Origin of the sequence: Pseudactinotalea sp. (assembly GCF_048594945.1) — a bacterium.
Lineage (GTDB): Bacteria > Actinomycetota > Actinomycetes > Actinomycetales > Beutenbergiaceae > Pseudactinotalea.
Window position 1 is genome coordinate 1 of record NZ_JBMDXJ010000408.1, and the last position, 12,888, is coordinate 12,888.

The window sequence follows — 12,888 nt, forward strand, 5'->3', positions numbered from 1 at the left end:
TGGATCAGAAGCCGGAGAGCGCGGTCTCGAGCTGGGCGATGAAGGCGTCGGCGGCGGCGTCGGGGCTCGACTGCCCGAACGCGACCTCCTCCCAGCGGGTGGTGAACTGGGTGACCAGCTGCTGGGTGCCGTCGGGCCAGATGTCGACGGTGCCGCCGGCGGCGAGAACCTCGTTGTAGAGCTCGATGCGCTCCTTGATGGAGTCGGTGACGTCGTCGGAGGCCAGCAGCTCGTCGGCGATGCTCGTCACCGGCGGCAGGCCGGTCTGCGTCTCGAGCGTGAAGGCGCCGTCGGCGGAGTTGATGAAGTAGCTGATGAAGTCGGCGGCCGCGGCGACGTTCGTGCAGTTCTCGGAGATCGCCCAGGAGTTGGCGCCGACCACCTGTGGTTGGCCACCTGTCGGGGCAGGAGCCATCGAGACCGCGCCCAGTCCGTTCTGGTCGAGCGTGATCTGCATGTCCGAGGCGTTGTTGTCGCCGGTGGCGCTCACGAAGGTGAGACCCACGGCCATCATGCCTTGGTTGGTGGGGACCCCGGCGTACTCGGCTGCCAGATCGGCCGAGGGTGTGAGGCCGTCGTCGATCGCGCCGAGCCACAGCTCAAACCACTCGACCAGGGTCTCCTTCGAGAACCCGGCTTCGGTCTCGGAGAAGAGATTCTCCCCCTGGCTGAGCGCCCACATCTGGAACTGGGTGATGCTGCCACCCTGCGATGCGAGTGCGTAGGAGTCGCCGAGCTGCGGCTGTGCTTCGGCCGCCCAGTCGACATAGCCTGCCCAGTCCTCGCCAGGGTCGGGAGCCGCCACCTGGGCGTCCTCCAGAGCCGGCACGTTCAGCACGGCACCCTCGTACCAGATGCCGTAGGGAATCGAGTAGATGTGGCCATCCGCGTTCCGGTTGCTCTCCACGACCTCCTCGGGGATGCCGGAGACGTCGATCGTGCCGTCCTCGATGAGGCCTTCCAGCGGCAGCAGCGACCCGCGGTCCTCGTAGCGGGCCTGGTAGCGGGACTGCATGGCGGGGAGGCAGGGGAGGTTGTTGGCCGATGCCTGGACCGAGAGCCGGTCCCAGTGCCCGTCGAAGGTGGTGGGCTGGGTCTCGATGACGAGATCGGGATGCTGCTCCCCGAACGTGTCGACGACGGCCTGCACAGCCGCGTTGCGGGCGTCGGAGCCGTACCAGGACATGGTCAGCGGCCCTTCGGCGGGGAGCTCGTCGCCCCCGGGCGCCTCCTCGCCGCCCGAAGAGCATGCGGCGGCGACGAGGACGAGCGAGAGCGCCGCAGTGGGGACGGCGAGACGGCGGCGGAGACGGCGCTGGCGCATGGCGTCGTTGCCTGCGTGGGACATGATGTTTCCTTACCTGTCGGTTGGGGGGTGCTGCTGCGGCGGGAGGTGGCGGGACGCGATCTGCACGCCCGTCTGGAGGTCGGCGATCACCGTTGCGCGGTCGACGAGCGGCAGCTCGACGACGACGAACCCGGACCATCCGGGTGTGATCGTCTGGGCGAGGACGGCGTCGAAGTCGACGACGCCTTCGCCGAACCGGACGAACTGGCCGGGGCCAGGACCGGTGCAGTCCTTGAGGTCGATGTGCACCACGCGGTCGCCGAGGTCGGCGGCCACGGCCGCTGGGTCATGGCCCGAGGCGACGAAGTGGCCGGTGTCGAGGCACACCCCGAGGGCGCCGGAGCCCACCGCAGCGAAGATCTCGTGGTAATCGCTGGGGTGCTCGATGACGTTGCCCACGTGGTTCTCGAGCACGAGCGTGATGTCGTGCTGCTCGGCCACCGGTGCGATCGTGCCGAGCAGGGTGATCAGGGCCGGCAGGCCACCCCGGGTGTCCCGGGCCGACCCGGTGGCCTTGATGACCTTCACGTCGAGGCGCCGGGCGGCCTCGATCAGCCACATCCACCGGCACACCTCGCGGGTGAGGTCCCCAGCATCCGGCCCAGGCGCGAAGGGCGAGACCTGGAGTGTGGCCGGACGCAGACCAGCAACCCGGCAGCGTCCGATCAGGTCCTCGATGCCCGCAGGGGTGAGATTGCGTCCGTACCAGGCGTTGATCTCGAGGTACTCGACGCCCAACTGGGGCGCGAGCTCGAAGGTGGGCACGAAGCCCTCGTCACCGAACCCGTCGAAGCAGATGGTGGCGACCGAGAGTCGCGGGCCGGCGGTCACTGCTCGTCCGTGGTGAAGTCGGGGATGCGCACGCGTTCCCCACCGGCCATCGCGGACTCGTGCGCGCAGATGCCGACTGCGGTCCAGTTCGCAGCGGTCTCGGCATCGATCGCCGAGGGTCGCTCCTCGACGATGCTGCGGATGAACTCATGGGCCAGATGGGGATGCGACCCACCGTGGCCAGCGCCCTGCACGAACGAGAGGTGCTCGTTGTCCTCGCCGTAGACGCCATGCGTGGTGAACTGCGCGATCTCGGCAGGGAGCAGCTCGGCGAAGTCGCGGACCTCCAGCGGCTCGGGCTTCTCACCGACGTGCAGCACGTGGCCGGAGCCCTGCGTCTGCTCCCACTCGAACGTGGCATGCTCACCGAAGACCGTGAAGCTCTCCACGTACTCGCGGGCGGTCTCGAACAGTGACCGTGCCACCTCGGCGCCGACCACACCCTGACGGGTGGTGACGAGCGCCGTCTCGACCGCGAACGGCGAGCCGTAGTGAGCGGCCAGCTCATCAGAGATGCGTCCCGAGCCCAGGCACACGACGCTCTCGGCAAGCGAGCCTGCCAGCGAGAGGACCGGGCTCACGGCGTGCGTGGCGTAGTGCATGGGTGGCAGACCCTCCCAGTAGCCGGGCCACCCGGCCATCTCCTGATGATGCGCACCACGCAGGAACTGGATCCTGCCGATGGTGCCGTCCTGCACGAGGGATCGCACGTGCAGGAACTCGCGCGAGTAGACGACGGTCTCCATCATCATGTAGTTCCGTCCGGATGCCTTGGCCGCCGCCACAACGGCCCGGATCTCATCGAGCGTGGTCGCCATCGGCACCGTGCAGGCCACGTGCTTGCCGGCCTCCAGCGCCGCGATCGACTGGGCTGCGTGGTCCGGGATGGGAGTGTTGATGTGCACCGCGTCGATGTCGGGGTCGCTGAGCATCTCCCTGATGTCGGTGTAGCGCCGTGGCACGCTGAACCGGTCGGCCGTCTCGGCCAGCGCGCTCGCTGTCCGCTGGCACAGCGCCAGCATCTCGGCATCGGGGTGTGCCTGGTAGATGGGAATGAACTCGGCGCCGAAGCCGAGGCCGACGATCCCTACACGGACCTGGTGTGTCATCGATGACCTCCCTTGTCTTTGCTCGAATCTAGGAAGGTGTGGCGCCAGGCTCCATGCGCTATCCAGCAGGATTCTTTAGATTTCTGGCATGGCCCCCGCCCGTCCCGCCCGCCACGTCGCGTTGCTCGTGGAGACGTCGAACGCGTACGCGCGAGGACTGCTCGGTGGCATCCGTGCCTACGTGCGTGCCCATCCGGGCTGGGCGCTGTACCTTGCCGAGCACTCTCGGCACGAGACGGACTTCTCCTGGCTGGACGGGTGGCAGGGGCACGGTCTGATCGCGCGGGTGGAGACATCGGAGACAGCCGCGTTCGTGCGGCGTCTCGGGCTGCCGACAGTCGATCTCTCCGCAGCGCGGCTGGTGCCGGAGCTTCCCGGCGTCGAGACCGATGACGACGCGATCGCACGGATCGCCGTCGAGCACTTCGGCGAGCGCGGGCTGCGGGAGTTCGCGTTCTGTGGTGACGAGCGCTTCGCGTGGTCGCGCAAGCGCGAGGAGCGCTTCGTCCACCATGTGACGCAGCGGGGCGGGCACGCGCAGGTGTTCGCGATGCAGCGCTCCGGCATGCGATCGCGAGACCGGCAGCGGCTGGCGCGGTGGCTCGAGGGCCTGCCGAAGCCGGTCGGAGTGCTCGCCTGCTACGACATCGCCGGCCAGGAGATCCTCGAGGCCTGCACGATCGCGGGGATCGCCGTGCCCGACGAGGTTGCGGTGCTCGGCGTGGACAACGACGAGCTGATCGGCACGCTCACCTCACCCCCGCTCTCGAGCATCGAGCCCAACAGCACACGCACCGGGTATCTGGCGGCGGAGATGCTCGATCGGATGATGGCGGGCCAGAGGCTTGAGCCGGGGCTCCGGCACATCGCGCCGGTGCGCGTGGTTCCGCGCCAGTCCTCGGAGATCCTGTCGGTCGATGACCCGCAGGTGGTGGCGGCGCTTCGATTCGTGCGCGACGGTGCCCACGGCGAGGTCGCGGTGGCGGAGGTGCTGCGTCATGTGGGCTCGTCGCGGCGGGCACTCGATCTCCGGTTCGTGCGGCTCCTCGGTCGGACCGTGCACGCAGAGATCACCCGTGTGCGGATGGAGCGGGTGGCGGAGCTGTTGTCCACGACCGACCTGACACTGCCCCAGGTCGCCGAGCGGCTCGGGTTCAAGCACAGCGAGTACATGAGCGTCGCGTTCAAGAGGGCGACAGGTCGGTCTCCGGGTCAGTACCGACGCGATGTCCGCGGCACGGTCGTGCCGGGCCGCGAGTGACCGCCCAGCCCTGGGTGCGCACCGCCACCATCCTCGCCCGACACACACCACGGCGGCCCATCCCGATGTGGGAGGGCCGCCGTCGCGTGCACCGGCCCAGCAGTCGCCTCTCGGCGCGTGGCCGCTCGTAGCGGCTGAGGGTGAAGCCCGGGGGACATGCACCGGACCGGCACGGTGGGTACAAGGCGCAGCGGCCGATGGATATTCCCCGATTGATGGACCGATGAGTGAGGACGTCGAGGGCCGGACCATCGGATCGCCTGTCTCGATCATGCGCGAGGTCATCGACGCGGACGGTGCAGGTCCGCCGCTGCACGCCCACCCCTGTGCCGAAACGTTCGTGATCCTGGCGGGCCCGCGCCCGCTTCACCCTCGGTGACGCCGAGCGGGAGGGCGCGGCGGGAGACACCGTGGTCGCACCCGCCGACGTTCCGTACACGTTCCGTGTCATCGGGCCCGAGGCCTACCGCGCCGTCCACGTCCACGCGAGCGATCGGTTCGTCACCGAGTGGCTGGAGTGACCTGGAGGTCTCAAGCTCGCCCAGGCACCCGGTGACGATCAGTCCCGCCCGTGTCGCTGTCTGCGGAGCTGCAGTGCTACCCCAGCCACGATGGCAGCTGCGGCTACGGCAATCAGTGCCAGAAGAGCCGGTGACGCTCCGGTGTCGGCAAACTCCGGGCTCCCTCCGGATCCACCAGTCGTCGGGGTGCCGTCCGAGGCATTGTCGGAGTGGCTGCCTGCATCAGACGGCCCGTCGTCACCACCCGGACTGCTGGCGTCATCGGTCGTGCCGGGGTCTGTGGGATCAGGGTCGGCTGCTTGGATGACCAGGGTTGTCTCCACGACCGAGTCTCCGGCGACGGCACGCAGCGTCACGGGCCCTTCCGGTATCTCCGAGGGGAGCGTGATCGTCGCCGTTCCTGCACCATCGGCGCCGGTGGCGAGAGATCCGATCTCGGTCGTCGCCAGCACCGCGGCCGTCGCCTGTGGGCTGGGAACAGCGCCGTCATCGAGTGTGAGCGCGTAGTCGTGATCGGGGTTCGCACCGGTGACCCCGACCGAGATCGTCGCTCCGGGCGATGCTGCGGAAACGGTGGAGAGCGCGATCGGAAGTCCGATCAGACACTGGTTCGCGTGGTCCAGTGCGGCGCGGACTTCGGTCACCGCGGCCAGACCGGCCGGTGCGGCGGCGAGCAACAGCTGCAGCTCGCGAAGCGTGCTGTCCACGGCGGCGCTGGTGCCCGCCTCGTGAGCCGCGGCCAGTTCCTTCACGCCCTCCTCGAGCGAGGCATGGAGGTCGTCGGCAAGGTCTGCCCCGCCTGGACCTTCGAGAGCAGCCGAGACTGCTTCGAGCTCACCCAGCAACGGATCTGTGGTCGCTGTGGTGTACGGCCGATCGGTCATGCAGACCTGATCCGCGGCGTTCAGGAACCGGGTGAGGAAGGTATGTGCATCTATCTGCGCGGTGCGCACCTCCCGGATCCCATAGTTGCTCTCGCTGTTGTCCAGGTAGGTCCGACCGTCGTCGAAGCGATCCTGCAGCTCGACGGCGTGCTCAAGATGCGCCATTGCCCAGGTGTCCGCTGGTGTACTGACGCCCGAGTCGAGGCCGAAGCTCGCCGCAATGACATCAGCCTGCGCAAAGTAGAGCGGGAAGGTCGAGCCCCAATCGTTGCCGTCCGGGTAGTAGATGTCACGGCTGTCTGGGACGTAGATCGTGCCACCTGGCGCACGCCACGGAGGTGCGTCGAAGGTCAGATCGACGAATGCGTGGTAGGTCAGGTCGATGTTGTGGAAGAACGCGGTCGCCGGAAGCTGGCCTGTCAATTGCTGCGCCAAGGCGTTGTTGACGCTCTGATCGAACGCGAGCATGTAGATCGGGTGCATGAGGTTGTGATTCTCGACGGTCCCGTCGGACTCGACGTTGGAGCCGTCCAGGACGTCCGCAAGGGGCCGACCGTTGACGCTCCCTCCGGCTGCGAGGTCCTCGGGAGTTGCCCACGCGGCGATCGAGAGAGCGAGCGCATCGTCACGCCACTCGGCACTGCTGGGTGCAGTCGGCATCATGATCGAGGCGAGCCCTGAGAGCGAGCTGCGCCAGGCGTTCTCCTCAGCCTGCGTGTTGCCCGGTCGGATGATCACTCCATCGGCGTTGCGGTAGTACTCAGGGTCGGGCATCGCGTTCGCTTCGAGCGCGACCATGTTCGAGACGCACGTCTGCTGCTGCGGGCTGAACTCCTCCCACAGCAGCCAGGCGGCGAACGCGTTGTAGTACGCCCACAGCGAGGCTTGCCACTGCGCCGTCTCAGGCCCCCACCCTCCGGTGGTGTTGGCGCGGTGCTCAGCTGCCGCCGAGCTGACCAGCCGAACGATCCGCTCGCGCGCCTCGGACTCCGCGACCCCGGTGTCCTCGGCGCTGTACGTTCCGGTCGCGAGCAGGATGGCCGTGCTGACCGCCGCCATGCCGACGCCGCGCAGCGCGTACTCGGTTCCGGCCACGCGGCCGGCCAGATCGATGCGGTCGGCCTCTTCGTCGACGAAAGCCTTGTCCGCCCACCATGTGGTGCTGATGTAGCGGTTGGCGTTCTGTGCTGCCGTGAGGCTCAGGACACTCATCTCGTCCTGAGGGATCGGTCGGTCAAGGATGTCTGCTGCGGGTGGCTCCACGGCGTCGGAGACGCCTGGTTGTGGCTCGCATGTTGCCCAGGGTGCGGCCGGCGAGGTCGTCGCGAGTGTCACTTCAGCGATCGACCCGCGGTAGAAGAAGTCCGTGCCGTTGTCGCCGCCGTTGCCCAGGCGGATCGGGTTGCTGCCGTTGTTGACGATCGGCAAGCCCATATCGACCACGATGTCTGCTGACTCCGCGCCATCGACCTGGAGCCGAACCTTCTCGTCCTCGCGTGTCACCGCGATGTCGTAGCTGCTGCCGGGCGTCATGGTGATGCCGGTGGGGTACTGGGCCCATTGTCCCTGACCGACGACGCGTGACCAGAAGCGGAGCTCACCGTCGGGCATGATGTAGACCGCCCATCCTTGGTTGTTGGTGGATCGGCTGGTGGCGATCGCCTGATGGGTGCCGGTCAGCTCAGCCGGAACGACCCCGGACAGGGTGAGTCGCCACGTACGGTTGCCGGGTTCGAGGGCGCGGTCGTACGGCAGCTCGATCTCCGAGTCATCCGTGCCCGAGAAGTGCGCGCTGCCATCCTCGAAGGTCACTCCGGGGAGGACGGTGCCGTGGCGTTCGCTCACGCTGTCGCGGGCATCCCCATCGAGTGTCCACGTCGACGCCGTCTCGATGACGGCGACATCCGCGTGTGCCGTTTCGCCGGGTGGCGCGACGGCGATGGTGACGCCGAACATCCCCGCGAGGGAAGCGACCGCTGCTGCGCGTGGGTAGCGGCGCCACGACGCGCCCCCCGTCCGTGCTCGCTCGTGAGCCCTCATGTCCATCACGCCTCTCTCGTCATCGAGATCCGCCCCGGTGCGGATGCGCCATGTGTAGCAAGGATCACAGTGTTACGCAAGGTCATTTCGTAATTGCTCGGGCCTACGCTCGCGGGATGAACGTGTCCACGACCGGGCCGGCGGCTCGCGGCACCGTGGAGCTGCGCGTGCTCAACACTCGCCGAGTGCTGACAGCCCTTCGTGATCGGGCGGTGCCCGCTCGGATCGCCGAGCTCGCTGAGACGACCTCCTTGACCCGACCCACGGTGACCCAGATCGTGAGTCGTCTCGAGGAGCGCGGCTGGATACAGCGATTTGCGCCAGCCGAAGCAGCCGGACGGCCGGCGACCAGGTACGGCCTGCGTCCGCGCGCGCTGGTTGTTCTGGGCGCGGATGCCGGAGCGCACCGTGCCGTCGTGGAGCTGGCTGTGCTCGATGGCGACACGCTTGCCCGACGGGAGCTGCTGCGGCCGCCCCCGCTCGGTGCCGACATGATCGCGGCACTGGACCACATGGTGGTGGAGTGTCTCGACGAGGTCGGCATCGATCCAGCTGGCGTGCTTGCCGGCACTGTCGCGACTCCGGGCATCGTCGACCGCGTCAGCGGCGAGATCACGCTTGCGCCCGGGCTTGGCTCATGGAACGCCCGGGATGTCTCATCGGTGCTCGGTGCGCGCATAGGCGGCCCGGTCGCGGTCGAGAATGATGCCAACCTGGCCGCCCGCGCGATGTGCGCCGTGCCCGGCGTGCCGTCGTCCTTCCTCGGTCTGCAGTGGGGGCAACGGTTGGGCTCCGGCGTGGTTCTCGAGGGTCGCATCCTGCGTGGCTCGAACGGTGCGGCGGGCGAGCTGGGATCGCTCCTGCTCACCGATCCTCGGACTGGTGAGGTGAGTCGACTCGAGGAGGTGGGGCGTGCCAGCTGGCGCCCTGCCGCCGGCGGCATGCCCGATGTCACGATCGAAGAGCTCCTGACACTCGTCAGCCAGGGGGAGGAGCGGGCGGTGCGGGCCCTGCGGCAGGCGATCGATCCACTCCTGGCAGCCGTGGCGCCGATGTGCCTCGGGCTCGACCTGCAGGCCGTCATGGTGTCCGGTGCCATCGCACGCTCGGGTCCGGCGCTCAGTTCCGCGATGGAGGCGGGGCTGGCCGAGCGTGGAGCGGAAGGCGTCTCGTGCGTATTGTCGCCGTTCCACGAGGACACCGTGTTGCGTGGAGCCGTCAGTGAGGCCATCGACACTGCCTGGGCGGCGATGCTCGACGCGTGCTAATTCCCGTGCGGTGGTCGAGAGGATGGGGCTCATGGGTCACGACATCGAGAACGAGAACTCCGATGGCGCCGACGTCACCATCGACTGGGACGCCGGGCGCGCCACCAACCTCGTCAACTGGGAGGAGCGCGTCCCGATCCACGAGGGTGCCTACGGCATCGATCCGTTTCGTGTTGACCCCATGCATGTGAGTTCGGTCGTGCGGAGCGACCTCGCTGCGCTCGCTCGATTCCTGCCCGACGGCGGAGTCTCGGGTCTCGATGTCTGTCACCTTCAGTGCCATATCGGGACCGACACCGTCTCGCTGGCTCGGGCAGGCGCGCGGGTGACCGGAGTCGACTTCTCGCCGGCGGCGCTGGCGAGCGCGGCCGGTCTGGCCGAGGAGCTCGGGCTGGAGGTGACCTGGGTGGAGACCGACGTGCTCGAGGCACGGGCCGCCGTCCGCGGTGACTTCGACCTCGTCTACACGAGCATCGGCACGATCTGCTGGCTGGACGACCTCGACAGGTGGGCTGCGCAGATCGCCGGCCTGCTGCGCCCGGGCGGCACCTTCTACATCCGCGACTCGCACCCGGTGCTGCTGACGATCGATCCGGACGCGGCCGAGCTCGTGCAACGCGACCGCTATTTCGCCAACGGGCTCGCGCAGCAGTGGTTCGGCGAGTACACCTACGCCGGCGGCACCAAGCTGACGGCGACCCGCACCTATGAGTGGCCGCACCCGTTGTCCGAGGTCGTCAACGCACTGATCGGTGCCGGCCTGGAGCTACTCCGCCTCGACGAGGACTGGCGGCTGCCGTGGAAGTTCAGCTCGCGCATGGTCGAGGTCGGTGATGGCGACTGGGCGTGGCCCGAGGGCGAACGCGATCGGTCGCCGGCGACCTTCACCGTGGTCGCGCGCAAGCCGGCCTGAGGACAGGGCGCTCGCTGGTCGGACCACGAGATCGGCATCGTGGCGTGAGATCGGCACCGCGCCCTGACGATCTCGCGCCGACGTGACGATCTCGTGGCTACGGTAGATCAGTTCCAGCACAGGCAGAAGGGATGCCCGGCCGGGTCGGCGTAGACACTGAAACCGGCGGGCGCGTCCCTGTCCGGATCGGTGAGCGGGACTGCGCCGAGGCCCACTGCGTGCTGGTGCGCGGCGGCGATGTCGGTCACCGTGATGTCGAGGTGAACTTGCTGCGGTTGACCACCCGGCCACTCGGGCCGCACGTGGTCGGGGGCGAGCTGGACGTCGAGGCGGGGGACGCCGTCGACGAGCACGCTGTGCCAGCCGTCGTCCGTCTCCACGGTGCCGCCGAGCAGGGAAGCCCAGAAGGCGCTGACCTCATCGATGTTCGCGGCGTCGAGCACCGGAACCATGCTGGTGATCTCCATGACCTCGACGCTACGAGTATCTGCGGACGATCCGCGTCCTGGTCAGTCGCGCGGCATGAACAGGTAGCCGTCCGTGGGGTTCGGGCTGGCAGCGGGCCCGGCTTCCACCACCACCTGCGAGGGGTCGGCCGGGTCGAACCAGACGTCCACCTGGCCACCCTTCTGCGGGGCCTCGGTCGGCTCCGTCACCACCATGCAGGAGATGCGGCTCGGGCCCATCGAGCCGTGGTAGGCGACCTCGATCTCGAACTGGGGCAGGCCCATCAGCCACCTGTTCGTGAAGTGCACCTGTGTGATCTGGCCGATCACGTGCCAGCCGGTGGCGCGGATGCGTGCCTGGGTCGCCTCGGCCTCGCCGCTGCGCCGATTGCCGTGGAAGAACCGCACCGTGAACCAGAGCGCGAGCAAGGCGAAGAGGGCGGCAAGGCCCACAGGCAGGTAGTACATCACCCATGCCCAGGTGCCCCACGGGACCGCAGCGGAGTGCTCCGTGGCTGCCTCCACCCCGACCTCAGCCGGTGCGGTCCACAGGCCCCCGACCAAGGCGGCTGTCAGACCGACGGCGATACCGGCCATCGAGAACGACATCGATGCCTGGTTGCCGAGCCGGAAGGTGCCGTAGGCCTTCATGGCCGCCCACATCGCGCTGAAGCCGAGAATGCTCGCCAGCATCACCCCGCCGAAGAATCCGCCGATCGAGACGAAGAAGCCCGCCTCCACATCGGGGGTGCTCCACAGCGTCACCGGGTTCATCGCCATCACCCGGAACGTGTCGAAGTAGGCAGGGACCGAGGCGTAGGCCGCGACCGCCCAGGCGATGGCATGCAGCGGCCCGAGCACCCGGAACCGCACACGCGCGCGTGCCCGCGCCTCCTCCGACACCGGCAGCGAGGTCCGCGATGCCGCGCTGATCATGCCGAACATGCCGGGGCCGTCCTCCATCATGACTCAGCCGATCCGCTCGAGGATGGCGGCGTTGCCCGCGTCGCTCGGGGAGACCTTGGCCTTGTACCGGCCGCCGACCGCGTAACCGGGAAACGCGGCTGCCGCAATCACCTGGCGCAGCGCTAGCTGGTACGGCTCACGACCGGGGAGCATCACGTCGACCTCCACCGTGTACTCGTGCTGGCCGGCGAGCGTGACGCCGGTGGCCTGCATCGAGCGGATCGTGATCTCGGCGTCCACACCGTTCTCGTACAACCAGCGCAGGTTCGTGCCGTACTCCTGCAACGCGGCCTGCTGCCGTGCTTGCTCGGCCGGCGGGAGCTGCATGAATGCGACCGCGTCGGGATCGGTGACCGCGGCCGCGGCCTGACCCCACGCGGCTCCCAGCTGCTGCTGCAGCGCCGCAGCCTGCTGCATCGCGGCCTGGTGCTGCGCCTGCGCACCCTGAGAAGCGGCATTCATGCCGCTCGTGAGTGCCGACGCCACGCCCTTGTTCAGCCAACCCATCTGCTTCTCCTTCGTCTTGTGATGTGCCCACCCAGTGCGGGCACATCACAAGAGTCGGGTGCGGGGTGCGACTACCGATCCCAGGTTTCGTGGCGAACCAGCGGCAGCACACCGCCCCACAGCAGCGGCGGCGAGCCGCTGCCGCTGTGCCAGCGACTGCGTGCCTCGCGGACCAGGTCGGTGCAGGCGGCGACCGGGTCCGGTGCTCGGAGTGCCTGCTCCACGGCGTTACCCAGGTCGGCCAGCGGATCCTCACCATCGCGGGACCCGAGGCCGGTCGCGGTGGGCAGAGTCCACGGGGTCGCGATGACCACCTCGGCACCGGCGGTGACCGCGGCACGCGGAAGCGATGCGGCATCTGCCTGCGCCAGGTCGTGCGCGCTCGCGCATCCCAGCAGCGCCACGCGCGGCGGCATCGGGAGGCGTGCGAGGTCGAGCGCGGTGAGGGTGCCGTCGCTCAGCTGAAGGCCGGAGGTGACTCCCGGCGCTCCAACGTGACCGATAAACATGAAGGCAGCCGGCTGCTGGGCTAGGTCGGCCGCGAGGTCCGTCCGCGTGTACTGGCACCGCTGTCGGGTGTGGACGTCTGGCCTGCTCGACGGCGTTGACTCCTCGCGTAGCAGGCGACCCAATCCCGTACCGGTCGGCTCGATCACGCGCAGCAAGCCGGCGCCGTCGGTCACGGGGCGCGCGGCGGCTGCCACGCCCTCGGGAGCCAGTAAGGCGATGTCGGCGAGGTCGATCAGGTCGACCAGGTGAGGGTGGGTCGGCTTGAGCTCAGGGGCGGGGATCGT

General features: G+C 68.6%; 11 protein-coding genes. 3 read left to right on the forward strand and 8 right to left on the reverse strand.

Going from position 1 to position 12,888, the window contains the following annotated elements; genetic code table 11:
* Window positions 1-4: 4 nt before the first annotated feature.
* The 3 genes from ACOJSN_RS18525 to ACOJSN_RS18535 are packed head-to-tail and all read right to left on the reverse strand — an operon-like array spanning window position 5 to window position 3,288.
* Window positions 5-1,348: an ABC transporter substrate-binding protein gene (locus ACOJSN_RS18525; protein ID WP_420113967.1), complete on the reverse strand. Its 1,344-nt coding sequence runs from the start codon at window positions 1,346-1,348 to the stop codon at window positions 5-7.
* A 9-nt stretch (window positions 1,349-1,357) separates the two neighbouring features.
* Window positions 1,358-2,179 (reverse strand): sugar phosphate isomerase/epimerase family protein, encoded by an 822-nt coding sequence (locus ACOJSN_RS18530; RefSeq protein ID WP_420113968.1) that lies wholly within the window; start codon window positions 2,177-2,179, stop codon window positions 1,358-1,360.
* Window positions 2,176-3,288 (reverse strand): Gfo/Idh/MocA family protein, encoded by a 1,113-nt coding sequence (locus ACOJSN_RS18535; RefSeq protein ID WP_420113969.1) that lies wholly within the window; start codon window positions 3,286-3,288, stop codon window positions 2,176-2,178. Before ACOJSN_RS18535 ends, ACOJSN_RS18530 begins: the two co-directional genes overlap by 4 nt.
* An 88-nt stretch (window positions 3,289-3,376) precedes the next feature.
* On the opposite strand from ACOJSN_RS18535, the gene ACOJSN_RS18540 reads away from it, so the two are divergent.
* Window positions 3,377-4,549, forward strand: a complete 1,173-nt coding sequence (locus ACOJSN_RS18540) for a XylR family transcriptional regulator (RefSeq protein ID WP_420113970.1) — start codon at window positions 3,377-3,379, stop codon at window positions 4,547-4,549.
* 559 nt (window positions 4,550-5,108) lie between these two features.
* On the opposite strand, the gene ACOJSN_RS18545 is transcribed toward ACOJSN_RS18540, so the two are convergent.
* Window positions 5,109-7,910 (reverse strand): LamG-like jellyroll fold domain-containing protein, encoded by a 2,802-nt coding sequence (locus tag ACOJSN_RS18545; RefSeq protein ID WP_420113971.1) that lies wholly within the window; start codon window positions 7,908-7,910, stop codon window positions 5,109-5,111.
* 200 nt (window positions 7,911-8,110) lie between these two features.
* On the opposite strand from ACOJSN_RS18545, the gene ACOJSN_RS18550 reads away from it, so the two are divergent.
* Complete coding sequence (locus tag ACOJSN_RS18550; protein ID WP_420113972.1) at window positions 8,111-9,262, forward strand: ROK family transcriptional regulator; 1,152 nt, start codon at window positions 8,111-8,113, stop codon at window positions 9,260-9,262.
* A 31-nt stretch (window positions 9,263-9,293) separates the two neighbouring features.
* Window positions 9,294-10,175, forward strand: a complete 882-nt coding sequence (locus tag ACOJSN_RS18555) for a class I SAM-dependent methyltransferase (protein ID WP_420113973.1) — start codon at window positions 9,294-9,296, stop codon at window positions 10,173-10,175.
* A 107-nt stretch (window positions 10,176-10,282) separates the two neighbouring features.
* On the opposite strand, the gene ACOJSN_RS18560 is transcribed toward ACOJSN_RS18555, so the two are convergent.
* The 4 genes from ACOJSN_RS18560 to ACOJSN_RS18575 all read right to left on the reverse strand — a co-directional run.
* On the reverse strand, window positions 10,283-10,642 hold the full coding sequence (locus ACOJSN_RS18560) for a VOC family protein (RefSeq protein ID WP_420113974.1): 360 nt from the start codon (window positions 10,640-10,642) through the stop codon (window positions 10,283-10,285).
* Between the two features lie 42 nt (window positions 10,643-10,684).
* Window positions 10,685-11,584: a hypothetical protein gene (locus ACOJSN_RS18565; protein ID WP_420113975.1), complete on the reverse strand. Its 900-nt coding sequence runs from the start codon at window positions 11,582-11,584 to the stop codon at window positions 10,685-10,687.
* 6 nt (window positions 11,585-11,590) lie between these two features.
* Window positions 11,591-12,094: a hypothetical protein gene (locus ACOJSN_RS18570; RefSeq protein ID WP_420113976.1), complete on the reverse strand. Its 504-nt coding sequence runs from the start codon at window positions 12,092-12,094 to the stop codon at window positions 11,591-11,593.
* A 71-nt stretch (window positions 12,095-12,165) separates the two neighbouring features.
* A partial coding sequence (locus ACOJSN_RS18575; RefSeq protein ID WP_420113977.1) for a CHAT domain-containing protein occupies window positions 12,166-12,888 on the reverse strand: 723 nt, incomplete at its 5' end.